Annotated in this window: 18 protein-coding genes and 1 pseudogene; 9 read left to right on the top strand and 10 right to left on the bottom strand. The window is 61.7% G+C overall.

The window, feature by feature from the left end; translation table 11 throughout:
• Positions 1-40: 40 nt before the first annotated feature.
• Both F4X08_07715 and F4X08_07710 read right to left on the bottom strand, forming a co-directional pair.
• Positions 41-1,426: an aminotransferase class V-fold PLP-dependent enzyme gene (locus F4X08_07715; GenBank protein MYD25685.1), complete on the bottom strand. Its 1,386-nt coding sequence runs from the start codon at positions 1,424-1,426 to the stop codon at positions 41-43.
• Positions 1,427-1,610: 184 nt separating this feature from the next.
• Entirely contained in the window at positions 1,611-2,618 is a 1,008-nt protein-coding gene (locus F4X08_07710; protein MYD25684.1) for an SDR family NAD(P)-dependent oxidoreductase, read from the bottom strand.
• Between the two features lie 183 nt (positions 2,619-2,801).
• On the opposite strand from F4X08_07710, the gene F4X08_07705 reads away from it, so the two are divergent.
• The 5 genes from F4X08_07705 to F4X08_07685 all read left to right on the top strand — a co-directional run bounded on the left by F4X08_07705 (position 2,802) and on the right by F4X08_07685 (position 6,970).
• The gene (locus F4X08_07705) at positions 2,802-3,818 is read left to right on the top strand and encodes an Ldh family oxidoreductase (GenBank protein MYD25683.1); all 1,017 of its coding nucleotides are present in this window, start codon (positions 2,802-2,804) and stop codon (positions 3,816-3,818) included.
• Positions 3,815-4,480, top strand: coding sequence for an NUDIX hydrolase (locus F4X08_07700; protein ID MYD25682.1), 666 nt, complete (start codon positions 3,815-3,817; stop codon positions 4,478-4,480). Before F4X08_07705 ends, F4X08_07700 begins: the two co-directional genes overlap by 4 nt.
• A gap of 141 nt (positions 4,481-4,621) precedes the next feature.
• Positions 4,622-5,377, top strand: a complete 756-nt coding sequence (locus F4X08_07695) for a sugar phosphate isomerase/epimerase (protein ID MYD25681.1) — start codon at positions 4,622-4,624, stop codon at positions 5,375-5,377.
• A 61-nt stretch (positions 5,378-5,438) separates the two neighbouring features.
• Positions 5,439-6,224 (top strand): phytanoyl-CoA dioxygenase family protein, encoded by a 786-nt coding sequence (locus F4X08_07690; GenBank protein ID MYD25680.1) that lies wholly within the window; start codon positions 5,439-5,441, stop codon positions 6,222-6,224.
• Positions 6,101-6,970 (top strand): phytanoyl-CoA dioxygenase family protein, encoded by an 870-nt coding sequence (locus F4X08_07685; protein MYD25679.1) that lies wholly within the window; start codon positions 6,101-6,103, stop codon positions 6,968-6,970. The genes F4X08_07690 and F4X08_07685 overlap by 124 nt, the downstream gene beginning before the upstream one ends.
• A gap of 40 nt (positions 6,971-7,010) precedes the next feature.
• On the opposite strand, the gene F4X08_07680 is transcribed toward F4X08_07685, so the two are convergent.
• Positions 7,011-7,976 carry a hypothetical protein gene (locus F4X08_07680; GenBank protein ID MYD25678.1) on the bottom strand — a complete coding sequence of 322 codons (966 nt, stop codon included), beginning with the start codon at positions 7,974-7,976 and terminating at the stop codon, positions 7,011-7,013.
• A 178-nt stretch (positions 7,977-8,154) separates the two neighbouring features.
• Here F4X08_07680 and F4X08_07675 point away from each other — a divergent pair, with 178 nt between their 5' ends.
• A complete protein-coding gene (locus F4X08_07675; protein ID MYD25677.1) occupies positions 8,155-9,825 on the top strand; it encodes a GWxTD domain-containing protein in 1,671 nt (556 codons plus the stop codon).
• A 39-nt stretch (positions 9,826-9,864) separates the two neighbouring features.
• Here F4X08_07675 and hflX read toward each other — a convergent pair whose 3' ends face one another.
• Complete coding sequence (gene hflX, locus F4X08_07670; GenBank protein ID MYD25676.1) at positions 9,865-11,163, bottom strand: GTPase HflX; 1,299 nt, start codon at positions 11,161-11,163, stop codon at positions 9,865-9,867.
• A gap of 16 nt (positions 11,164-11,179) precedes the next feature.
• Positions 11,180-13,426 carry a VWA domain-containing protein gene (locus tag F4X08_07665; protein MYD25675.1) on the bottom strand — a complete coding sequence of 749 codons (2,247 nt, stop codon included), beginning with the start codon at positions 13,424-13,426 and terminating at the stop codon, positions 11,180-11,182.
• A gap of 293 nt (positions 13,427-13,719) precedes the next feature.
• Between F4X08_07665 and carA the strand changes: the two genes are divergently transcribed.
• Both carA and F4X08_07655 read left to right on the top strand, forming a co-directional pair.
• Entirely contained in the window at positions 13,720-14,856 is a 1,137-nt protein-coding gene (gene carA, locus F4X08_07660; protein MYD25674.1) for a glutamine-hydrolyzing carbamoyl-phosphate synthase small subunit, read from the top strand.
• A 45-nt stretch (positions 14,857-14,901) separates the two neighbouring features.
• A complete protein-coding gene (locus F4X08_07655) occupies positions 14,902-16,692 on the top strand; it encodes a radical SAM protein (protein MYD25673.1) in 1,791 nt (596 codons plus the stop codon).
• Between the two features lie 236 nt (positions 16,693-16,928).
• On the opposite strand, the pseudogene F4X08_07650 reads toward F4X08_07655, so the two are convergent.
• The 4 genes and pseudogenes from F4X08_07650 to F4X08_07635 form a co-directional block, all read right to left on the bottom strand.
• Positions 16,929-17,155, bottom strand: a pseudogene (locus tag F4X08_07650) (HigA family addiction module antidote protein).
• An 82-nt stretch (positions 17,156-17,237) separates the two neighbouring features.
• Complete coding sequence (locus F4X08_07645; protein ID MYD25672.1) at positions 17,238-18,650, bottom strand: sulfatase; 1,413 nt, start codon at positions 18,648-18,650, stop codon at positions 17,238-17,240.
• Between the two features lie 79 nt (positions 18,651-18,729).
• Positions 18,730-19,689: a threonine/serine dehydratase gene (locus F4X08_07640; GenBank protein MYD25671.1), complete on the bottom strand. Its 960-nt coding sequence runs from the start codon at positions 19,687-19,689 to the stop codon at positions 18,730-18,732.
• Positions 19,690-19,757: 68 nt separating this feature from the next.
• A complete protein-coding gene (locus F4X08_07635; GenBank protein MYD25670.1) occupies positions 19,758-20,126 on the bottom strand; it encodes a nuclear transport factor 2 family protein in 369 nt (122 codons plus the stop codon).
• Positions 20,127-20,350: 224 nt separating this feature from the next.
• Between F4X08_07635 and F4X08_07630 the strand changes: the two genes are divergently transcribed.
• Positions 20,351-21,487, top strand: a complete 1,137-nt coding sequence (locus F4X08_07630) for an alanine racemase (protein MYD25669.1) — start codon at positions 20,351-20,353, stop codon at positions 21,485-21,487.
• Here the strand turns inward: F4X08_07630 and F4X08_07625 are convergent.
• Positions 21,479-24,469, bottom strand: coding sequence for an ATP-dependent helicase (locus tag F4X08_07625; GenBank protein MYD25668.1), 2,991 nt, complete (start codon positions 24,467-24,469; stop codon positions 21,479-21,481). The two genes, F4X08_07630 and F4X08_07625, sit on opposite strands and share 9 nt — an antisense overlap.
• Positions 24,470-24,478: the final 9 nt, after the last annotated feature.

Below are 24,478 nucleotides of genomic sequence, written 5' to 3'. Positions count from 1 at the left end.
TGAATAGAGCCTCATATGAAACTCGTGGCCATCTGGGATCTCAGGCCCGCGTAAGCCGTTCGATCCTGTCGATCAATGTATCTACGTGCTCGGCCGTGTCCATGACGTGCAACGTGGCGCGGACTCCCCTGAAACCGCCCGCGGCGCCGACGGTACGGATGTAGATGTTCGGGCTGCGGTACCAAAGGCGTCCGACGATGAACGAAGGATCGAGGTCCTTGACGGAGAAGGACACGAGCGCACAGGACATCCTGGGATCGTCGGATGCGTACACGGTAACGCCGTCGATGGCCTTCAGACCCTGGCTCAGGCGTTGGGACAGGTATCGAAGCCGGGCTTCGATGGCTTCGACCCCGAGTTTGTTGTGAAAATCCAGCGCCGCGCCGATGGAGACCCGGTCCGAATAACTCGAAGAGCCGCGCTGTTCCAGTTTCCTGGCCCCCGTGATGGCCCACTCGGGATTCGAAGAACCCGTGTAGACCAGGGGATGTACCCGGTCAACCATGTCGTTCCGGACGAACAGGAACCCGGTGTGCTGGGCGGCCAGCATGTACTTGTGCCCCGCCCCCGCGTACATGTCGCATCCGAGATCCATCATGTCCATCTTCATCATGCCCGGCGGCTGAGCGCCGTCGATCAGGGTGATGATTCCCCGTTCGCGGGCGATTTGGCAGATCTCCTTCACCGGCATGACGAAACCGTCGGTGTAGTTGATATGGCAGATGGTGAGAAACCTGGTCTTCGGCGTGATACCGGCCGCCACGGCATCGACGACCTTCTGGGGATCGTCGGGCGTACGGTAACTCGGATCCGATATGTCCACCATCTTGAACTCAAGGCCGTCCCGCTTCGCCCGGAAGGCCATCATGTTCTTCACCCAGCCGTAGTCGTAGTTCGTGGTCAGGATTTCGTCGCCCCGGTTCAATTCCAGCCCCATGAAACCAAGACCCATCCCGTCGGTGGTGCTGTTTGTAAAGGCGATTTCATCGACCTCCGAACCTATGTACACGGCCATCTTCCGCCGAATCTCGTCCATGCCGGCGAAACTGTAGGTCGACCAGCACATGTTGGGATCGGAATTGACCGCTTCAATGGCTTCCACCTGCGCCTTGTGCACGCTCACAGGCGAGAAGCCGCGCGTGCCCGAATTCATGTAGATGACATTGTCGCGCAGCATGAACTGGGCCGCCACTTTCTCCCAGTAGGCCTCGTCATCGGCGGCCGCGCCGCCCGGCGCCGCATCGGGCAGATCGGGCACCGGCGCCGCTTCCGCATCCTGGACCGGGGACAACAGGGTCGACGCACCGGCCACCCCGGCCGCGCCGGCCATCACGCTGCCCATGAATCCACGGCGGGAAAGGTGCTGAATCTTCTCGGCATCCTGGATATTGGGATCGATTTTAGTTGTGTCTACGTTGTCAGACATGGAAAACCTCCGTCAGGGATCGAATCTATCCCTAATCGAACTCGATTGATGAAGAATGGTATTTAGTATATACGGGTGCGGTGATGTTTACAAGAATTTACGGGTTGAACAGGCTCAATGTCACCAGGCCGGAGAGTATGCGTGCAGAGGATGGTCCGACCATGCGATAACCTCCTCGTAGTTTTCACTCATGCTTATCCAGATAATCCCTCATGCGCATGCATTCCTCCTCGGCCGCAGGATCCAGTTCGATCTGGTTCATGCGGGCGCGAACATTGTACAGGTCCATCTCTCCCGGCGACTCTACGTGATCCAGGATTTCCTGTATCCTGGCACTGAAGTAGGCACCCCAGTCCGGCTGGCGTCCGTCCAGGTCCGTGAATCCATACTCCTTCGCGAGCGTCCAGCTACCGTAAAGTCCACCATGTTTTGACGCGACGTCCGGATCGGCCGCCAGGGCCGCTACGCCCCTGCCCATGTAACACGGCGTCTCCGATTCCTCGAAGAACGAATCCTCTTTGATACCATCCCGCCAGTTTTCCTCCGTGACTCCCATGCCGTCCAGCATCGCTTCGGACCGTAGAAAACCAGGGGTAACGGTCAGCGCGGTGATGTTGTGCGCGTGCAGGTCGCGCGACATAGCGTAGCCCAGCCGGATCGTGGCGTTTTTAGCGAAATCATAGAAGAGGTTGCCCCGATAGCCCATCGTGTCGCCGTCCGTGACTTCCACGATCAGTCCCGCATTGCGCTCGATCATAAGGGGTACGCCGTAACGGCTCGTGATGATATGGGTGTGCACCGCCCCTTCGAGCATTTTCAAACCCTTGGCCGGATCGAGTTTCCAGAACGGCGAACCCCATTCGATCATTTCATCGCCGCCCCAGATGTCGTTGACGAGGAGGTCGAGCCGTCCCTGTTCGTCCCTTACGCGAGCGAACAATCGCTCCACTTCGGCCGCAACGGTGTGGTCGGTCCTTGCCGCAATGCCTCGGCCGCCTTCGGCCGTGACCATTTCGGCGGTTTCATCAATCGTCTCGGGACGGCCCGGCGTGGCCGGACGGCCTTTCACGCTTCTCCCGGAGCAGTAGACCGTAGCGCCCGCCGCACCGAGCATGCGGGCGATCCCCCGTCCGGTTCCGCGCGTCGCGCCCGCAACGACCGCCACGCGATCATTTAATGGTTTCGTTGTCATCTCGTGCCCCGGGAGTTGGTTAGGCCGTACATCGGCGTTCGACGTTGAGCGCGTTTCGAAAAGTATGCGTTGAAGAAGATCAAAGGTACATGCCGCGGCGACCCATGTCAAAGCGATCGGCAGTGCGTTCGGATAGCGGTTGTTTTGCCGTTCGAGTCTCATTATGGTTAAGGTTTGGAGGCTATGGACCTTAAGTTGATCCCGGAGGCATGTATGGCCATCATTCCCGTTGACTACACCAACCCCCGCTACGGCGCGAAGGCCCTGCGCCGCTTTGCCCAAGAAGCGCTTCGAAAGGCCGGCCTGTCGGAAGCCCACGCGAAGGAAATGGCCGATTACCTGACCGCGACGGACCTGCGAGGCGTCCTCAGCCACGGGACCCGCCAGCTTCCGGGCTACGTGAGGTCCTTCCAGTCCGGACGATGCAACCCGCGGCCGAATATCAGGATATACCGGGAAGCCGGCGCCGTGGTGCAATGGGACGGCGACGGGGGCATGGGGCACCTGGTATCCGCCCGGGCGATTCGATCGGCGGTGTCCAGGGCGAGGTCCGCGGGGATCTGCCTGGTCACGGCGACCCATTGCGGCCACACGGGTTCTGTCGGCAACTGGACGCGTATCGCGACCGGGGCGGGCATGATCTGCCTGTACTACAGCACACCTATGAGTCCCCTGCCCTTCGACCGACCGCAACCCGTCGCACAAGCGTTGAACAACCCTCCGGTCAGCTTCGGATTCCCTTCGGCGGAAGGTGAGCCGCCCGTACTGATCGATATGGGCACCCACCTGGAACTGCCCGATGTGATGCAGAAAGTCGCGGAAATCAGTGTGCTCCCCCTGATCAAGGGGCTGGCCTACCAGGTCACCTCCGTCATGATGACCTGGCCCGTGGACGTGCAGTCTCCTGTCGAACGGCGCTTTCCAGGGGCCACCAGCAGCCTGACCGCCGTCGTCCTGGACACCGCCTTCATCGGAGACCCGTCCGACTATACGCGGACGGTCGCGGACCTCAGGCAAAAAGTACACGCCATGCAACCCCTGCCGGGGCTTGATCGCGCACTTCTACCGGGGGAAATCGAAGCCGAACGGGAGGTCGATTTCAGCGAGCGCGGCATACCCCTGGACGATGCCCATATCCAGTCACTGCAGGAACTGGGCGATGACCTGGGCGTGCCGTACTACTGGGAATCATGCGAATGAGCGCTTCAAATAACGGACCGATGAGCGCATCCGGCGGTGATGAGGCCGGACGGGCGCATCGGGCGAACCAGGCGGACCGGGACGGCCTCCTGAATGCACTGAATCGCTACCAGGCGCGTTATCCCGCGGAAGAGTCCACGGTAGCCCGGATTCGGGACCTGGTCGCCGGACGCCCCGACTGCTTCGAAAGGACGTGCATGCCAGGCCACATCACCGGTTCGGCCTGGATCCTTTCGCCCGACCGTTCGAAATTCCTCATGACGTGGCACCGCGTCTTCGACCGATGGCTGGAGTTGGGTGGCCATGCGGACGGATGCACCCGACCCCACCTCGTAGCTCTCCGGGAAGCCGAAGAGGAATCCGGACTGAAGGGGTTCGGAATATACAAGGATCCTGAAGGCTTCGTCCCCCTGGATGTGGACATTCATGCCATCGCCGCCCGAGCCGAAATCCCTGCCCATGAACATTACGATCTCCGTTACCTGCTGCTCGCCGCCGCCGAACAACCCCTCAGAATCAGCGACGAATCCCTGGATCTCGGGTGGTTCGAAAAGGAAGAACTGCTCGAGATCGTCGACGAGGAAAGCATGCTTCGCATGATGCGCAAAGGCGACACCATCCTTAAGCGGGGCGGCGGGGAATTCGTTTACGGACTCTCCTGACGATTCGCTTGCACGCCTCATAGGGTGGACGTATATTCAACCCGCGATTGTTGACGATCTTTCCCGAACATACTGGCACGTTCCGAGACGCTCGTTCCGAGACGCTCGGAACGGCTTCAGAATCGAAAGAGGTGCCGTACCATGCCCCCACCTGTAGCCCTGCAGCTTTATAGCCTCAGAGAAATGGCCGACAAGAACTACGAACACGTGGTGAACCTGACCGCGGAGATCGGGTACGCGGGCGTCGAACCCGCCGGGTTTCCCGGCACGACGCCGGAAGCGGCCGGAAAACTATTCGAATCGCTGAATCTTAAGGTTCCCAGCGCCCATCTTCCCCTGCCCGTGGGCGAGAACAGGTCCTACGTCGTCGAGACGGCTGACGCGATCGGGACGAAGCGCGTCGTATCCGGACTGGGCCGGGACGACCACAGTACCGTGGACAACATCAGGTGGTCGGCGGACCGCTTCAACGAGGCCGCGGAGGCCGTGGCGCCCCACGGCATGACCTTCGGAATTCATAATCACTGGTGGGAGTACCTGGAAGTGGAGGGACGGATCGCGACGGATATCCTCCTCGAGCATCTCGCGCCCGAGGTATTCTTCCAGGTGGACGTGTACTGGGTGCAGGTCGGCGGACCCGACCCGGCCGGTGTGCTCGAACGCCTCGGCGATCGAGCACCGCTGCTGCATCTCAAGGACGGGCCCTGCCTTCGGAATACGGACATGACCGCCCTCGGCGAAGGCAAGGTGGACCTCCCCGGTGTGATCGCGGCCGGAGGAGATCACACCGAATGGCATATCGTCGAACTGGACAGTTGCGCGACGGACATGGTCGAAGCGGTGAAGAAGAGCTACAAGTACCTGGTGGACAATGGTCTTTCCCGGGGGAACGCGTAGCTGAACCCCGCAGGACGCGGGTCGAACCCACAAACGTTAGACCGAGATAGGATGCCGGGATATGACCAGGGAGAGGGGCGAGGAAAAACGCGAGCAACTGACCCGGGACGGGTACTGTCACATCGAGGGCGTGCTGTCGGCAGAGTTCCTGGGCGAACTGCGCCGGGAATCGGATCGATTGCTGGACGCCGCGGAATATCAGCCTGAATGGCGATACCAGGGATCGGATATCCACGTAAACACCCTGGAGAACGGCGTGATGCGCCGGCTGCTGGACTGGCCCGCGACGGGGGCCTGGATGCGGGCCATGAGGCTGGATGACTTCACGCCCAACGGGACCATCCACGTATTGAGCAAGCCGCCCGGCGGACCGCCCCTGTGCTGGCACCAGGACTGGGATACCTGGAACGACCCCTTGAGCCTGGCGCCCTGGCCGCAACAGCTTTTTCTATCCTATTACCTAGTGGACACGGACCGCGTAAACGGATGCTTTCGTGTAATTCCGGGCACGCACCTGAAGCGCATACCGCTGCACGGAGAGGTGGAAGCGCCGCACCAGCAGACGGCCTGGTTCGCAGATGAACAGGATCCTCACATGTTCGGCGACCACACCGGCGCCGTCGACGTTCCCGTCCGTGCCGGCGACCTCGTTATCGGCGAGGCGCGGTTGCTGCACTCGGCCCGGGGAAACAACAGCTCGAGGCGAAGGACTTTGCTCCTGGCATGGCACATGCGCCCGGCCACCGTGCCGGACTACTGGACGGACGAGGTACCGGGACCGATCCTGGCCCGGGCAGCGGATGCGGAGTACGACAACACGCGTATACCTGGCGCTTACCTGGAGTAGCCATGACCGAGTTTGAAAACGCCGTTTACGAGCTGGACGTGTACGGATTCACGGTGGTGGAAGGCGTCCTGTCCGGCGACGAGGTCGAATCGATGCGCCGGGTGCTGGTCCGCCTGGACGAAGAGGCCGGCGTGGAGCGGGAAGGCGAAGGTTCCTGCCGGCACGTTGCCAACCTGCCTACCCTGGACCCGATCTTCTTCCCGGTCATTGATCACCCCCGCATCCTGCCCATCCTCGAGCACTACCTCGAACCGACGCTGATCCTGGGAAGCCTGAACAGCCGCATCGTGCGTCCGGGGGACGGAGACCAGGGCTTTCACAGCGACATCCCCGCCGAAATGCTCAACATGACCTCGCCGGTCATGATGAACACCGTGTGGATGCTGGACGGTTTCTCGCCGGAAAACGGCGGAACCCGGGTCGTGCCCGGCACCCACCGAAGCGGGCTTCCCCGTCCCGCCAGCGATGCCGGCGTGAAGTACTACGTGCAGCCTACCGCTTCCGCGGGCAGCGTGCTGATCTTCAACGGCCAGTGCTGGCACGCGGGCGGGGCTAACCGCGGCAGCGCAAACCGGCACGCCCTCTTCGCCCACTACCGTAAACGCATGCTCATGTTCCAGTACGATCCCCACGAAGGGTTTCCCGCTGAGTGGTACGGCCTGCTCTCGGACCGCCAGAAGGAGATCATGCGCATGAAGCACGGCGTGGACGCGCCACGGGCGGCCGACGTCCAGGTTTTCAGGTAGTCTTTTGACGGAATGAACCGGCGCGTCCGCTTTTCCTCACTTAGCCGGATAGGACTTCCGGATTGACGATGTGGTCCGGCCGTTGCCCGTTCCAGACCTGGAGGGCCATAGTCAGCGCTATGCGCCACATGCGTTCCCGGCTCGCGACCGTTACGCCGGCGATGTGCGGAGTGACGACGACGGCGGCGCGGTGAAGCAGCGGGTTCTCAGGGGACGGGGGTTCGGGATCGAATACATCCAGGCCAGCCCCGGCGAGATGGCCCCGGTCGAGCGCGGCACAGAGCGCTGCTTCGTCCACCAGTCCGCCCCGCGAAACGTTGACGAAGAACGCGCCCGGCTTCATCTGCGCGAAGCGTTTGCCGTCCATCAGCCGGCGGGTTTCCTCGGTGAGCGGCGCATGCAGGGAGACGACGTCCGACCGGACCAGCACGTCCTCGATCCGTTCCGCCCGTTCGATGCCCATCGCCGATGCCCGCTCCGCCTCGATATAGGGATCGTAGGCCATCACCCGCATGCCCACGGCGGTGGCCAGTTCCGCGACCCGGCCGCCGATGCGTCCCAACCCGATCAGACCCAGCGTCCGTCCGAAGACCTCCATGCCCTGGTAGCCCGACAGGTAGTCCTTCCCGGGACGTTCCGCGAATTCGCCGGAAACCCGCTTGATATGCTTGACCGCGGACAGGATCAGGGCAATGGCCGTTTCCGCGGTGGATATGGTGGGGCCTTCCGGTGTATTGCAGACGGCAATGCCCCGTTCCGTGGCATCCTGAACGACGATGTTGTCGATGCCGATACCCGTCCTGCAGATGACCTTCACGTCCGGATACCGGTCCAGAAAACCCCCGTCGTAGTTCCGTCGGGCGCCGGCGACGATCGCGTGGGCGCCGGGCAGGTCCCGGAGCGGATCATCGGGCGACGATTCCGCCGAACCGTGGACGAGCAGCCGCTGGTCGAACTCCGCGCGGATCTCGGGGGGAAGGATTCGATCCGACCAGAGCCTGAGCATGGAACCCTCCTGCGCAATACGGGCCGGGCGTGCCCCGCTGCAACGACAAATGAGTTGCCCGGAAGCAAATAAAACCTTACATTATGGATATCTTTTCAGCACACAGCCACGCATGGCCGTGGGATATCATAGAACGTTATTCCATGATCCGCAAGTCAATCGATATCCTTAAATCGGCATGCGACGCGACGGCCGGCTTCCCGCGATGAACGGGAATCCGGAACGACACCGAACCGGAGAACCCGAAGTGATTGGATACTACAGCCGTATAGCCTGTCTGGTCTGCCTGCTCATCGCCTGGCCCGCCTGGACCGCTCACGGGCAGGAACAGGAACCCTCCGTGACTGAGGCGGATCCCAACACCGCGGCGGAAGCGGATTCCACCGGCGCCGGAGGCGACCCCCTTCTCGTGCCGGCGAACAGCACCGGCGAAGTCGACTTTTCCGTGGATGTGAGCGGTTTCAGGGGGGAGGAAGGACAGACCTACCTGGAGATCTATTTCCTGTGCCGCCCGAGCGGTTTTACCCTTGAAGAAAAAGATGACGGGGTCTACGTCGCCACCTTCGAGATCGATCTGTCCATCATCGACGAGCAGGACAACGCCGTCTTCCAGTCGGTTCAGCAAAGGGAATACCAGACGGACCGGCCCGTCACCATAACCCGAAGGGGCGAGGAAAGAGTGGTACTGGAACAGATCGCCGCGGGCGTCGCCCCGGGCACCTACCGGGCGAAGGCCATCGTGACAGACCTTAATTCCAGGCGTTCCGGCGAAGCCGAGAAACCCTTTGTCGCCCAGCCGCTTGACGCAGCTGAACTCTCTGTAAGCGACCTGCAGTTCTCCACGCTCATTCAGCAGGCGCAGGAACAGAACCGGTTCACGAAAAACGGCCTGCTGGTGCTGCCCAACCCCTTGCGGATATTCGAAAAATGGATTGAAATGCCTGAAGACGGCAGCTATAAGCCGCGAAACCTGTTCCTGTATTTCGAGATGTACAACCTGACTCCGGATTCGGCGACAAACGAGGCTACCTACGACATTTACCCGTCGGTAACCAGTCATGCCAACGAGATGACGTTTCCACTTCCTCCCAAACAGAACCGGAAGGTATCGGGATCCGACGGCCTGGACGTGATTGCCCTGGACTACATGACCTTCCCGGAAGGCATCTATACCCTGGAAATCAAGGTCAGGGACGCGCAGGCCGGAACTGAAGCGACCAGTTCGTCAGTCTTCGAGATCGTCCAGCCCCCGGCGCCGCCCCCGCCCGCCACGGTCCTGACCGAGGATCAGGCAAAACGGGGACGGAGACAGCTGGCCATCATCGCTTCCAAGCGGGAACGCGAACTCTACGACAATCTCGACCTCGAAGGCAAGACCGAATTCCTGATCGCTTTCTGGCGCATGCGCGACCCGACGCCCGAGACTCCGGAGAACGAATCCATGATGGTGTTCAACGAGCGGTTCTCCTATGCGGACTATCAGCTGGGCGGGGCGGAAAGCGACCGCGGCTCGGTTTTCATCCGGTACGGACAGCCGGAGGAAATCGAGCGGCACGATTCCGACAACATCATGAAATCCTACCAGATCTGGTACTACACGGAAGGTGTCCAGGGCGATCCTTCACGGACCACGGAAGGTGGACGTCATTTCTTCGTTTTCGGAGATCGTCGGAACATCGGCAGGTACGAACTGGTGCATTCCTCGGCGCGGGGAGAACTTTACAACCCGTACTGGCGGCAAGACCTGCTACTGATTGACGAGAGCCAGCTCCTGGAACACAGGGGATACGACACGCCGACGCAATCCAGACCCCTCAGCGCGCCCGAGACCGACCCGGGCAAGCCCTGAGTGCCTGGCACTGGCAAGCCCTGACGCCGCTCATTCCCCTTATCTGCAGACAAATGCATCCAGCGTCTTGCCGAGACGACCGGCAACGGACGGCATCATGCGGACCGTGAGGCGAACGCCCTCCGGTTCGTCTTCCCGGTGCAGGACTTCCCCCGACTCATAGGCCACGGAAACGGCGTGCCCGTTCTCGTAGGGAATCAGCAGTTCCACTTCCACGCGATGGCGGTCGACCCTGATTGAAATCGCCTGGCGCAGGCGTTCCACGTCACCGGGATCCAGTGCGGATATCGTGATGGCGTCGGGATAGGAGAGCTCCAGGAATTCCAGGGCGTCTGGATTCTCCAGTTGGTCCGCCTTGTTGAAGACCAGCAGCAGCGGCAGATCGGAAGCCCCCAGTTCCGCCAGCACCTGGTTCACCGTCACGATGTGTTCCGCGTGGTTGGGATGGCTGCCGTCGACCACGTGTACAAGGAGGTCCGCGTCGTAGACCTCGGTCAGCGTGCTTTTGAAGGATGCGATCAGGTGGTGGGGCAGTTTTCGAATGAAACCCACGGTATCCGAAAGCAGAACGGGCTGGCCCGGGCTCACGTTGATCACACGCGTGGTCGCGTCGAGGGTGGCGAACAGCCTGTCCTCGATCAGCGTGCCGGCCTCGGTGAATCCATTGAAAATCGTGGACTTGCCGGCATTGGTATACCCGATCAGCGCGATACAGAACATGGCGCTTCGGCGTTGTCGCTGCCGGTGATAAGAAGCGGCCACCTGTTCGAGATTCCTGCGCAGATGGGTGATGCGTCCACGGATCAGCCGCCGGTCGATCTCCAGTTGCGTCTCGCCGGGCCCCCGGACCCCGATGGCGCCGCCCGATCCGGCCGCCACGCCGCCTTCCTGCCGGGAAAGGTGGTCCCACTGCCTCGTCAGCCGCGGCATCATATACTGCAACTGGGCGAGTTCAACCTGCAGCTTGGCCTGCTTCGACTTCGCCCGCGAGGCGAATATATCGAGAATCAGTCCGCTACGGTCCAGAATGCGCCGTTCGATAACGCGGTCCAGGTTCCTGACCTGCGCGGGGGTGAGGTCGTCGTCGAAAATCACGAGGTCGATTTCTTCCGCCTCGCACAACTCGGCGATGGAACGGGCCTTTCCGGTTCCGATATAGTACGCAGGATGCATGGCGCTTCGGACCTGGATCATCCGATCGACGATCTCCGCGCCGGCGGTATCGGCCAGCAGGGCGAGTTCGTCGAGCGACTCCTCCATCTCTCCGACCCGTTCGTTCGAAGGCACCATGCCGACCAACAAGGCGCGTTCACGAGTGTTTCGGGGTATTTCGTGCATTTCATGCATAAGGTGGCTACGCTTTTCTCCGGTCCATGCTCCCGCCGGTCAGCCCGGTCCGCCCGGTCCGCCCGGTTCGCGATCCCGACAGCCAGTATTCCGCCAATATGAGCGCCATCGCGAGGACGATCAAAGACTTCCAGATCTCATACCCGCCCGGGGCGCCGAATGTCCCGCCGCGGGGGACGCCCGGGGCGTCCGCCGGGTCCATGAGCACGACATCCTCTCCGGCTCCGAACAACCCGGCCGCCTCTTCCGGTGTAAACCGGGCCAGGTCCGATTCCCGCGTGTCCGGATTTACCGCGAAGGCCTGTACGACGGCGTCACCGTCCCACAGCGCATACACGCCGGGTTGTTTCGTGTCCGGGACTTCCACCGTAATCCCGTGGCGTCCGGTCCGGGCATTGACCGACTCGGTACGTCCCGAGGGGTACTCGAGGTAGAGGCCGGCGTCTGTCCGTAAATCGGTCATGGGTCGTACGATGGGTTTTCCCGCCAGGTGACCCCCTTCGGCAACCGTCACCGACGGATGCAAATACCGAACGCTTCGATGCATGAACGGCACGAACGCGCTGCGCAACGCCAGGTCGCTCCAGCCGGTGTTCAGGTCGGATGCGACCAAAAGTGCGCGGCCGCTTCCGGACCGACCTTCGAGGACCGCCGGCGTTCCGTCCATGAATCGCGCGATGACCCGTGCGCCGAGGCCCGCATCGACGGCATAGGACGCGTAGAACCTGGCCTCGTCGGCCGACAGGGATTCGGCGTATCGGCCGTCGAAACGAAACACGGGATGCTCGAAATCGGCCTGGTCCATCCGGTGAAAGGAGCTCTTGCTGCCGGGCGTTCCCCTTCGTGCCGTGATCGAGCAGTCGAAGACGCCGGTGAAGAAACCGTTTTCGTAAACCGCCGGATCCAGTCCCTCCCCGAGAAAGACCAGTACGCCGCCCCCGGAGGAAACGTAACGCTCCAGGCTGGATAGCCGCGCCGGCGTCAGTTCCACGGCGCCGTCCACGATCAGCACGCCCGTATCGTACAGATCGCTGTTCAACACGTCGGCGGATGCAGTCTGCACGTCCACGGGCGTGACCAATCCGCCCGTCGGTCTTAATACCTGCTCGATGAAGTAGGAGGATTCACTCTGTCCTACGGCGGTAACGCCAAAAGCGTCCGGAACCTCGAGGGTGAAATACCGCCGGTTGTCGGCCGCGACATCATCCTCGTCCAGTTCCACGTAACCGGAATACCTGCCCGGTGTGTCGACGACGACGTTGAACTGCACGGAACCCGCCGCGCCCGTTTCGGCCGTCACCTGGCGGCTGTCCCGGTCCAGGTCGTTGATGACGAGCCGGACTTCCCGGGTCCGCCTGGTACGGCCGGTCTGCCCGGTCTGCTCTGCTTGCCCGGTCTGCTCTGCTTGCCCGGTCTGCTCGGCCTGCCCGGTTCGATTTGTGCCCGCTGAAGGGCCGTTCCGGTAGGTGAAGGTCGCGACAAACCGCTCCGGTTGATTGCGGATCAGCAGGCCCTCGCTGACGGAGACCTCGTCGATACTGGCGTTGACGACGCTCCCCGCCTCGAAGGGGTAGAGATAGATCGGCGCATGTGATTCCGAAGGCGCCTCCGATCCGGACTCGGACAAACGCTCCCAGTCGCTTCGCTGTAAATCCGACAGGAGGTAGATGCTCTTGTGCGCCGATACAATGCCGGACAGTTTCCGGCGTGCGAGACGCAAAGCGTCGGCGATGTCCCCCGAACTTTCGGATACTTCCGCTTCCGACAGGCGCGCCGAAAGCGCTGCGGTCCGGTCCGTGGGAACGGGCGGGACAGCCTCGGGCGGCGCGGCGGTCAGTATGATCAGTCCCTCGTCGCCCGGCTGCATCGCATCGACGATGCGTCCTGCCTCGGTCCTGGCGGCGTTGAACGGCGTGTCCCCGTAGCGTCCGGCGCCCATGCTGTATGAATTGTCCAGTACGATGGCGAAGACCGACCGCTGTTCGACGCTGCTGCCCAACAAGGTGCCCGCGAGGCCTTCGATGACCGGCCTTGCGAATGCCATCACCAGGAGCAGGACAATGAGCACCCGCAGAAGAAGCAACAGGAGTTCCCGGAGCCTCAAGGCCCGGGACCGTTGCATATGGTGATCCCTGATGAAAATGACGGAGCTGAAATCGACGGTGGAGACTCGCTGGCGGTGGAACAGGTGTATGACGATCGGTACGGCGACCGCAACAAGCCCAAACAGCATCAACGCGTTCAGAAAGGTCATTCTGCTTCCTCCACGGCGGTCTGGTAATATACCCTCGGCGCCGGCGCCCGTAAAGCGATATCATCGGTCGATCGGCGTCCTCCCGCCGGGGAAACACCGGCGGCGTATGGAGGTGCCGAGGGGCGATTAGCCCTGGCGTTGCGGCTCCTTGGACGGGCAGGCATTCCGGGTTGCCGAACGGGGTGCCGAACGGGGTGACGCGGGGCGATTTTCCTTGACATGGCGGCCGGTTACGGGTATCGTAATCTTCAATATCCGGTCCAACCCGCTGGTAACCCCCTGAAGGAGCGTTTATGGAGGCATGGCTGGCCCTGGAAGACGGCACAGTCTACGAAGGCGAATCCTTTGGCGCTACCGGGAAAAAGGTGGGAGAAGTCGTTTTCAACACCAGCATGATCGGATACCAGGAGGTATTGACCGACCCGTCGTACAAAGGTCAGATCGTCACCATGACCTACCCGTTGATCGGGAATTACGGCGTGAATCCCGGTGACCTGGAATCGCTCCACCCCCACGTGGAAGGATTCGTGGTTCGGGAGTACCAGCGGAACCCGAGCAATTGGCGCTCGACCGGCAGTCTCGACCGCTTCCTGGACGACCATGGCGTCGTTGGCATTTCCGGAATCGATACCCGGGCACTTACCCGCAGGCTCCGCGTCGACGGGGTCATGCGCGGCGTGATAAGTTCCGGCGCGGCGGATCCTGACACACTCGTCCGGCAGGCCAGGGACGTGCCCAGAATGGTTGGCCAGGACTTGGTCCGCGAAGTGACCACGGACCGGCCGTACCGGTGGGAGGGAGATCGTCGTATCTACGTGGACCCTCCCAACGACGATCCGGAGGGGATCTGGAACGGCTTCGACGAACCTGGAACCCATCGGGTCGTCGTCATGGATTACGGCGTCAAGCACAATATACTGAGGAACCTGGCGCGTCGGGGCTGCCAGGTGCTCGTCCTGCCGGCGGACTACACGGCCGAGCAGGTGCTGCGGCTGAACCCTGACGGTATCATGTTGTCCAACGGACCCGGCGATCCGGGCGCCGTTCAATACGCCATTGACGAGTTGAAAGTCCTGATCGAGCGGAAACCCATATTCGGCATCTGCATCGGTCACCAGTTACTGGGCATGGCGCTGGGCGGAGAACGGTTCAAGCTGAAGTTCGGCCACCGGGGCGCCAATCAGCCTGTGCGGCAGAACGATTCGGGCCGCGTGGAAATCACCGCCCAGAACCACGGCTTCGCCATCGACGCCGACACCCTTGACGAATCCGAGGTGGAACTGACCCATATCAATCTGAATGACCGGACGTTAGAAGGGCTCAGGCACCGGCGGTATCCGGTTTTCTCGGTACAGTACCACCCCGAGGCGTCACCGGGACCGCACGACGCCGATTACCTGTTCGACCGATTCATCGCATCCATGCAGTAGACCCGCCGACGGTGCTTTTCCGGACGGTTTCTACAGGAGCAAGCAATGCGTAAAAGTATCAAGCACATCCTCTTTCTCGAACCGAAATCCTCCCACCTCCACGTGTATTCGGACGCCTATATCCCGCGCATCGGCTGTCTTGTGCTCGCGACGATCATGCGGGACCTGGGCTACGGAGTCCGGGTGATGCTGGAAGAGGTGGAAGACATCGACACGAACGAGTTCGGGGAAGCCGATCTGATCTGCATCTCCTCACTGACGTCCACGGCCCCCGGGTCGTACCAGTACGCCGATTTCATCCGGAACGTCTATCCCGAAAAGACGATCGTGATGGGTGGAACGCATCCGACGTTCGTGCCCGACGAGGCCCTGCAGCACTGCGATTTCGTCGTGCGCGGCGAGGGGGAGGATGCCCTGGTCGAACTGGTCCGTTGCCTGGAGTCCGGCGCCGACTACCGCGGCATCGCCAACCTGTCCTGGGTGGAGGACGGACGGCCGGTCCACAACCCGGAGCGGCCCAAGGCGGAGGATCTGGACGTGCTGCCCATACCGGACTTCAGCCTGGTACCGTCCGGCAGGCTGGACATCATGTCGATACAGACGCAGCGGGGCTGTCCCTGGGACTGCAGTTTCTGCACGGTGACCAAGTTGAACGGGCACAAGCTGCGCGGCCATTCTGTCGAACGCGTGCTCGATATGCTGGAAGCCTATACGAAGATGCCGAATTTCAGCTATCTCTTCTTCGCCGATGACATCTTCAACGTGCCGGTGGACCGCACCATGGCCATCATGCAGGGGATGATCGACCGGAAGCTGATCATCCCGTGGGCGGCGCAGATGCGCCACGAGATCTCGAAGCAGCCGGAACTGATGAAGAAGATGCGCGAGGCGGGATGCGACCGCGTGATGGTTGGTTTCGAATCCATCGACGAGACGGCCCTGGAACTGTACGGCAAGAAAGAGACGGCCCACGACGTGGAGGTGGCCATCGACGCGATCCATGATCACGGTATCGACCTCCACGCCATGTTCATCGCCGGCGCCGACTCGGATCATCCGGAGACCATCAAGACCCAGTTCGAGTTCGCCAAGAAGAAGGACCTGGCGACGTCGCAATGCATGATCCTGACCTACCTGCCCGGTTCCGAAGACACCATCCGCTACGATCTGCAGGGCGGGGAATACCTGAGCAGCGACTGGAGTCATTACGACGGCCACCACGCCAACCACCCCGTACCGAACATGACCCGCTACGAGCTGGTCAACACGGTGATGGAAGGGATGAAGGGCATGTACGCGCCGCACCGCATCGCGTCCAAGCTCGCCAGTGCCGCGTTCAACGCGCTCAGGCTCAACAAGCGGGAAGCCGCGCGGCAACTGCGCAACGGCCTGCTGCGCCTGAACGGCTACTCCATCCTTCAGCGGTGGTTCAAGGAGCACACCGAGTACCTGGCCGATCTCCGCGCCGAGAACGTGTCCCTGTCGCCGGACCGGTACAAGCGCGTGGTGCTGGCCGTGTCCAACGTGGACGTGAGCCGGGTGCTTCGCACGTTCCTGGCCGAGATGAACATCCGCGTGGAAGAGTTCAGCGAGGAGAAGCTCTCCGCGCTCAAGGACTCCGACCTGGTGGTCATGGCCGGCGAGATGGTGGACGACGTGAGAGCCCGGGTCCAGAACCTGCACATCTTCCCCGTGCACGACAAGAACACGCGGATGGACCGGACCCTGACCCAGCTCGGCATACTCTTCACCGAGAACGTGGACAAGGTGCGCGAGGCCATCGCCGCGGTGCATTTCCAGCCCGCCCAGGGCAAGGTGGCGACCGGCGACGCCTGATCGGCGACTGCGACGCCTGATTGATCAGTCGTAAAGCACTGACAACGCTGTTTCAGTAAAAAAGGCATCCAGGATTTCGATCCCGGATGCCTTTTGCTTTGCCATGGGTTGACGCGCCGTAGCCTCGGTTTTTAAACTTAGGTAATTCTGAGACTCCAGGGACGTAGATCAGAAGTTTTGCGCCAGTGAGGTCGCGCGGGTTGGATCCCGTCAATGATTCGCAGTCTGTCACTGGCCAGCTCTCTGAAGTCGCATTCCACCTGTATCCCTTTCCAAAAGTGATCTGACTGATTGAAAAGGCCCCAAAGCGGATCGACATGGATGGCGTAATCGACCGCCGACCGCGCACAATCTCATTGATCGCACGCGGTGCAACCCCGATGGCTCGCGCCATGGCGTTCTACGAAATGCCCACAGGTTTGAGATATTCCTCAAGCAAAATCTCGCTGGGGGGTGATGGGATCGTTCATGGTAATGCTCGGGAGACACACGAATCGCTTGTCCGTTTTTTTAAGCCACAAAATTGATAAACATACTCCAATAAATCAATCGATTTGATGAGCGCCGTACGGCACGTCCCCTACTTTCTCCTGCAGCCTTGCCAGCTCCGCCTTCAACTCCGCGACCACCTCCGCGTACTCGGGATCCGTGTACACGCTGTTCATCTCGCAGGGGTCCTTCTCGAGATCGAAGAGTTCCCATTCCGGCTGCGTCTTCGGACCGATCGCGCCTTCCTGTCCGAGCGGATCGCCGTAATAGTAGATCAGCTTGTACTGCAGGGTCCGCACGCCGTAGTGGGCGCAGACGTTGTGGTGTGCGCCGTGCATCCAGTACCGGTAGTACATGGACGTCTGCCAGTCGGCCGGGGTCTCGCCACACAGCAGGGGCCGGAACGAGCGACCCTGGAACGAGGACGGTATGTCCACGCCGGCACAGTCCAGGAAGGTCGCAGGGAAGTCCACGTTCAGGATCATGTCGCCGTTCACGCTGCCCGGCGCCACCTCCCTCGGGTAGCGGATCAGGAAGGGCATGCGCAGGGATTCCTCGTACATGAAGCGCTTGTCGTACCAGCCGTGGTCGCCGAGGAAGAACCCCTGGTCGGACGTATAGATCACGATGGTGTTCTCTCCGATGTCCTCCTCGTCGATGAAGTCCAGCAGCCTGCCCACGTTGTCGTCGATCGAGGCCACGCACCGCAGGTAGTCCTTGATGTACCGCTGGTACTTCCAGCTTTTCTTTTCGGCGGGTGGAAGGCCCTCCGGCACGGGCACCTTCAGGTCCTCGGCGTTGAGATCGCGTTCGACGCGCATCCGTGCGGCCGCGGCGGCCTGGGACCGGTTCGAATAGTCGTCGTCGAAGGTCTCAGGCTCCGGGATATCCTCGTCTTCATACATCGCGGCGTGCTTGTCATCGGGCTCCCAGGGCCGGTGCGGCGCCTTGTGATGCACCATGAGGCAGAAGGGGCGGTCCCGGTCGCGCCCTCGAAGCCAATCCAGCGAACAATCGGTGATCAGGTCGGTGGTGTACCCCCTTCGCGTCGACCGCTCTCCCATCTCGATCATCTCGGGGTCGTGGTACAGGCCCTGGCCGGGCAGGACGTTCCAGTAGTCGAAGCCCGTGGGGTCGTGGATACCGCCGTGCCCCAGGTGCCACTTGCCCACCACCGCCGTCTGGTACCCGTGTTCCTGCAGCACCTTGGGATAGTTCAGCAGCCTGCCGTCCAGGTGGGTGGACAGGGTGGTGACGCCGTTTACGTGGTTGTACGTGCCCGTCAGAATGGCCGCCCGGCTGGGCGTGCAGATGGAATTGGTGCAGAAGCAGTTGTCGAACCGCATGCCTTCCGATCCGATCCGGTCGATATGGGGCGTCCGGTTGATCCGGCTGCCATAGGCGCTGATGGCGTGCGACGCGTGGTCGTCGGACATGATGAACAGGATGTTCGGAAGTGACTGGGACATGGGACCTTTCCGTTTTTAAGAAGATGCCAAGGAGACTTCAAGGAGACGTTTAGAACATGTAGGATTTAACCTGGTAAACTCAGGAAGCCAGTACGGTCCTGAGCGTCGAGGCGGCGATGTTTGCGCCGCAGACGACGATGGCCACGGTTCGTCCACGGAATTCGTCTTTTCGTTTCAGCAGGGCCGCCACGGCGACGCCGGCGGCGCCTTCGACAATCTTATGATGCGCATCGACCATGAACCGGATGACCTCGCCGATTTCCTCCTCCGAGACCAGGATGTAATCGTCGACAAGGTCGCGGCATACCGGGAAGGTGATCGATCCCGGCTCCACGTCGCCTGCCGAACCGTCGGACAGTGTCTCGCCGTGCTCGGTGCTCACGATGCGGCCCGCGCGAACGCAGTGATACATGGCCGCCGATTGTTCGGGCTGACAGCCGATGATCCGCGTACCCGGGCTGTGCGCCTTCAGATAGACGGCGATCCCGCCGATCAGCCCGCCGCCGCCAACGGTAACGAACACATCGTCGATGGAGGGCAGTTGCTGCGATAGTTCTATGCCGATGGTACCCTGGCCGCCGATGATCTGCGGATCGTTGTACGGCGAAATCCACGTCCTGCCCAGGACGGCGGCCTCCTGCTTGGCGTGCAACTCCGTTTCGAGCGGGTTGCCGTCGTGGAAGGCCAAGTCTACCGGATACTGTTTGATCGCTTCTATCTTGGAAGGATCGACGCCGTTGGGCAGATAGATGGTCCCCGGACAGCCGGTGATCATGCAGGCCCGGGCGACGCCCTGCGCATGATTGCCCGTCGAGGACGTCACCACGCCCCGTGACCTCTCCTCGCCGGTCAGCGACAGTACCTTGTTCATGGCCCCGCGCGCCTTGAAGGAATTGGTGTGCTGCTCGCTTTCCATCTTCAAGAAGACATCCGCCCCTGATTTGGCCGAAAGCGGCATGGAGTGGATCAGGGGCGTTTGCAGGACGTGGGACCTGATGCGTTCTTCCGCGCTAAGTATTTCGGGGAGTAAGGGATGCATGAATAGGAGACTATCTGCAGAACAGCGCGGTTGGATGACAGCGGCCGGCCCGTCGGTACTACCGCCAGTCAATCCGACTGCGCAACTTCGACCTCGACGTGGCGGATCAGTCCTTCCTCCGTGAAGGTGATCGTTTCAAGCCCCCGGCGCTCCACGGGCTGTCCGGTTTCGGCATTACTGGCCCGCATCGTGAATTCGAAGGTTGCCGTGTCGTCGGATTCTGCGCGATAGTCGTCCACCGTCCAGTGCACGTCGGGGAAGGTGGTAAAGAAACCGGTCATCATGTCCCGGATCTGATCCAGGCCCTCGAACAGGCCGAACTGCGACGACCGATAGGTGGCTTCAGGGTCGAACAGGGGAAACACCTCGTCCAGCACGTGACGATTCGATCGTTCGACATACAGCCTTGCCAGGTCCGCTGTGTTCTGTCGATCCATGCCATGCTCCCCGAGGTGAAGCGTAAATCGTACTCCGTTGGTCACGCGGAAAATGTGTCATTCGCCTGTATGCCGTGTCAAGTTGGAAAACCGCACGAACGGCGGCCGGAAGAATGGTCTTGGAGGATGGCCTTGAAGGATGGCCTTGGAGGATGATCGATCGGACACGCGCCGCGGGGTTGACGCGCTGCGTATAATCTAGGAATATCACTAGGGATTCAACAATGAACACAGACTACATGCTCAGTGAGGTGGAAACGCCCGCCATATTGCTCGATGAGACCGGGATGATGGGCAATCTGCGCGCCATGCAGGACCTGGCGGACCGGCACGGCGTCTCGCTGCGTCCCCACATCAAGACCCACAAGTCCCTTGAAATCGGCCGGAGACAAATCGGCCTGGGTGCATCGGGCGTCACCGTCGCCACGGTGGACGAGGCGCAGGTCTTCATCGAGGGCGGGTTCGAGTCCATCACCGTCGCCCGGCCGGTGGTATCGCCATCGAAGTGGGACCGGCTGCTGTCCGCTGCGCGGGATCAAGGCGCTGATGTGCGGGTGGTGACCGACTCGAAGGAAGGCATCCAGGTGGCGGGCGAGCGAGCAGCGGCCCACGACCGGACCGTCGGACTGTTCCTTAAAATCGACGTGGGGCTGCACCGGTGCGGACTGCTGCCTGACGACCCGCATATCGGGGAACTGGCCGGGATGATCCACGATCATGCCAATCTGGAATTCCGAGGCATCCTGTCCCACGCCGGTCACGTGTACGGTTCGAAGTCGAGGGCAGAAGCCGCCGAGGTCGCGGAAGCGGAGCGGCGCACCATGGTCGCGGTGCGCGACGCCTTGCAGTCGGACGGCCTTCCGGTCCGAGAGGTCTCCGTGGGCGCCACGCCGGCCGTCCTCGCCGCGGAATGTTTCGACGGGATTACGGAAATCCGGCCCGGAAATTATGTTTTTCTCGACCTGCTCCCCGTCCGCGTGGGCGTAGCCCGGGTTGCCGATGTCGCGTTGACCGTGCTGGCCACGGTGATCAGCAGGAACGAACACTATTTCGTGACGGACGCCGGGTCGAAGACGCTGACTTCTGATACGGGCGTCCACGGCATGACGGGCAACCAGGGTTTCGGCCTGGCCTACCCGGCATCGGGCTTCCCGGAACCCGACTCCGAGATGATCGTGGAAAAAGTCTCGGAAGAGCACGGCATGGTCGGCCGCAACGGACTGGATCTGGCCATCGGTTCGAAGATCCGCGTGGTGCCGGTTCACAGCTGTCCCGTGGCGAACCTGGCCCGGTCGTATGCCGTCCTGACCCCAGGCGGACTCGAGATCTGGCCGGTGGATGCGGCGGGTGGGTCAAGGTAGCATCTGGCGGCAGCGGCCCAGGACGGATCGTGCTATCGAACTCGGACGGACGCGCGACAGCCGTTCACGGAGGCATTTCAGCTGTCCGCGTAAGCCCATCGGTCGGCTACCTCCACCGGCAGTCTTCATCTCGGCCAGGAACCGGGAAGGATGCTTCCGCTGCGTCGTGATGCACAGCCTTTCCTCGGCCCGCGTCAGGGCAACGTAGAATACACGCCGTTCCTCCTCGACATCCGCTTCTGAACCGGTCATCCGCCGGTGGGGCAGGATATCCTCCACCACGTGGAAGAGGATTACGCCCTTGTATTCGTCTCCCTTGCTCCGGTGAATCGTGGTAACGGTAATGCGATCGTCCCGGGACACACCAGGATGAACGCGGTCCATCTGGTCCGCGGCGGCTTCGGACGCCATGGCCTCCAGGTACGTATCCACGAATGCTTTCTTGCATACATGCCGGGCGGCTATCTCGCGTATCGAATCGATGTATTCCGCGGCGGATGTGGCCATGCGCTGCCGGCTGTTCTCCTCCTGCCTCTTGTAGTATGCGCCAAGGCCCGTTCGCTCCAGCAATTCATTCAGAAATCCAACAGGAGACCCGTCTGGCGACGCATAGACGCCGCGCAGGACTTCGATATTATCCTGGTAGGTCTCTACATTGGCGACCACCTCATCCCGCGGACCGTCGGTTCGCTCACTGGTCAGACTGTCCGCTCGGTCGAAGAACCGGTGGCCGAGCGCCGCCGCTTCGCGCAGCTGTTCATTGGAGAGTGCCCTGGAGGGGAAGGAAAGGCTGAGGGCGTAGGACCGGGGATCGGCCCGCTCATCACGGGCGATAACGTCAAAGTACGCGCCCAGGGTCCTTCCCGCGTGGGATTGGAACAGTGCGCCGGCGTCCATCGGGTCGTAGGGCAGGTCCGCCTCCTTTAGCGCGGTCTGCAGAGGCGCCGAGATCGACTGGACCCGGACCAGGACGGCCATGTCCCCGTAACCGTAACCCCGTTTTTTCCACCGGCGAATCGTGCGTACCACGGCATCGGTTTCCGCTTCCAGCGATGGACATGCGATGACCCGGATGGTGTCCCTGCCCGGTCCGGTCTGGACCTGTACGGGACGGATGGGCTTTTCGAACCGGTTGACGTTGTGGGAAATGACGCTGGCGGAACGGGTTACGATGTCCGGCCTGCACCGGTAATTCGCGCCCAGGGTGTGGATCGCCGCGCCCGGATACCACCGCTGAAACGAGCGGATGTTCTCGGGGTCCGCCCCGGTGAAGGTGTTGATCATCTGGTCGTCATCGCCCACCGCGAACAGGTTGTTCAGGGGCAGGGAGAGCAGCCGGAGCATCAGGAACTGTACGGGGGTAAGGTCCTGGACCTCGTCCACGAGGACCGAATCGAAGCGGTGCTGGTAGACCGTACGGGCAGCGGGATGCTCCAGGAGGATTTCCACGGCCCGGAACAACTGCTCGTCGAAAGTCATCAGGGCTTTCGCGTTCATCCGGCGATCCACTTCTTCGCGGATTCTGTGCGCCTGGCGCCCGTCGAATCCTTCGATCTCGACACAGGTGTCGTCTGCACCGGCGGACACCAGCGTTCTCCTGTGCTGTGAAGCCGCTTCCTCGTACGCGACGACGAGATGCTCGGGGAAGGGATAGGGCGCGGCTGAGGCGTGCTGCTCGAAATCCGCCTTCAGCACCTTTCTGAAAAGATCGGTCAACCCGCCCGGCAGCGTCTGATCGGTAACGACGCCGTAGCCCGCGTAGGGGCTGTCCGGCGCCTGCCTGCAGATCTCGTATCCCAGGCTGTGCAACGTGCGGATATGGACGCCTGGCAGTCCGGCATCGCCGTGTATACGCTCGGACATCACCTCGCTCGCCGCCTTGTTGAAGACCACGCACAGTATCCGACCGGGTTTTATGCCGCCCCGAACGGCTTCCACCACCCGGCGCGTCAACACCCGCGTCTTGCCGGAGCCCGCCGGGGCGAGAGTGAGCACCACGCCGGCCCGGGGGTTCAGGCAACTGGCTTGCTCCCCTGCCAGGCTTGGATTCGGGTCAGGCATCTGGATTGACGGCTCGTTTCCGCGGCCGGTTTCAGTTTCTCGATCGGTTTCATGTTCGCGGCTGGATCCACGTCCTCGTCCCGTCAGCGTCGAACGTACCTTTTCGACACAGGCGTCGAGATCGTGCACGACTTCACTCCCGCTGAATCGGACGACCTCTCGTATGCCGTGTTTCTCGGTCAGCACCGTGTCCCGCCGAATCTGGTCGTCACGAACAAACTCCCTGCCGTCGATCTCCACCGCAACGGCGCCATCGTGCGGGTCGCCATCGTACGGGTCGCCATCGTGCGGGTCGCCGACCAACGCGTCGACGCAGGCCGGTCCCCGCCGCACGTGAAGCCGGTGAGGCAGGCCTGACCGGGTAAGTCCTTCGTGCATCATGACTTCCACGGGAGTCAGCCAGGGCTTCGCCGACGAATACAGCGCCTCGGTATCAGGAAAAACGGCGCAGGTGAAAGCCAGGAGAGACTGAAGTTGTTCTTTCACGAGTGGCAACATCGCCGCTTCGATTTCTTCTTTGTCCGGTACTGGGACCGCCCCGGTGACCAGGTCCTCCGCGTTCCATGAGGCGAACAGGTACAGGGGGATGTACCGCCTGTACGCCGGAAGCACGATGCAATTCACCAGGCTGTTCAGATGGGGCGTGCACCGTGACGTCAACTTCAGCACAAGGCGGTCGGGATCGCCCGGTATCTCCTGTTCTTCATCCGGATCGACCAGGATGGCCGTACCGGGCCTGGACTCGACTTCAGGCAGGGAAAACGGGTCGGGACACCGGAAAATCGCCAGTCCACGGCCCTTTCGTTCCCACCGGGAAATCTCGTCCGATGAGAACGGGGCCGGACAAACCGCCGAATGTGTTTCGGCCACGAGATAGATTCCTCTCACCAATGGTTCATCGTCTTCATCATCAGATTCCATTTCGCAGGC

It is taken from the genome of Gemmatimonadota bacterium, from assembly GCA_009841265.1.
Taxonomy (GTDB): domain Bacteria; phylum JAAXHH01; class JAAXHH01; order JAAXHH01; family JAAXHH01; genus JAAXHH01.
Note: the sequence above shows the minus strand (reverse complement) of the source record. Positions and strands in the feature narration are given on the sequence as shown.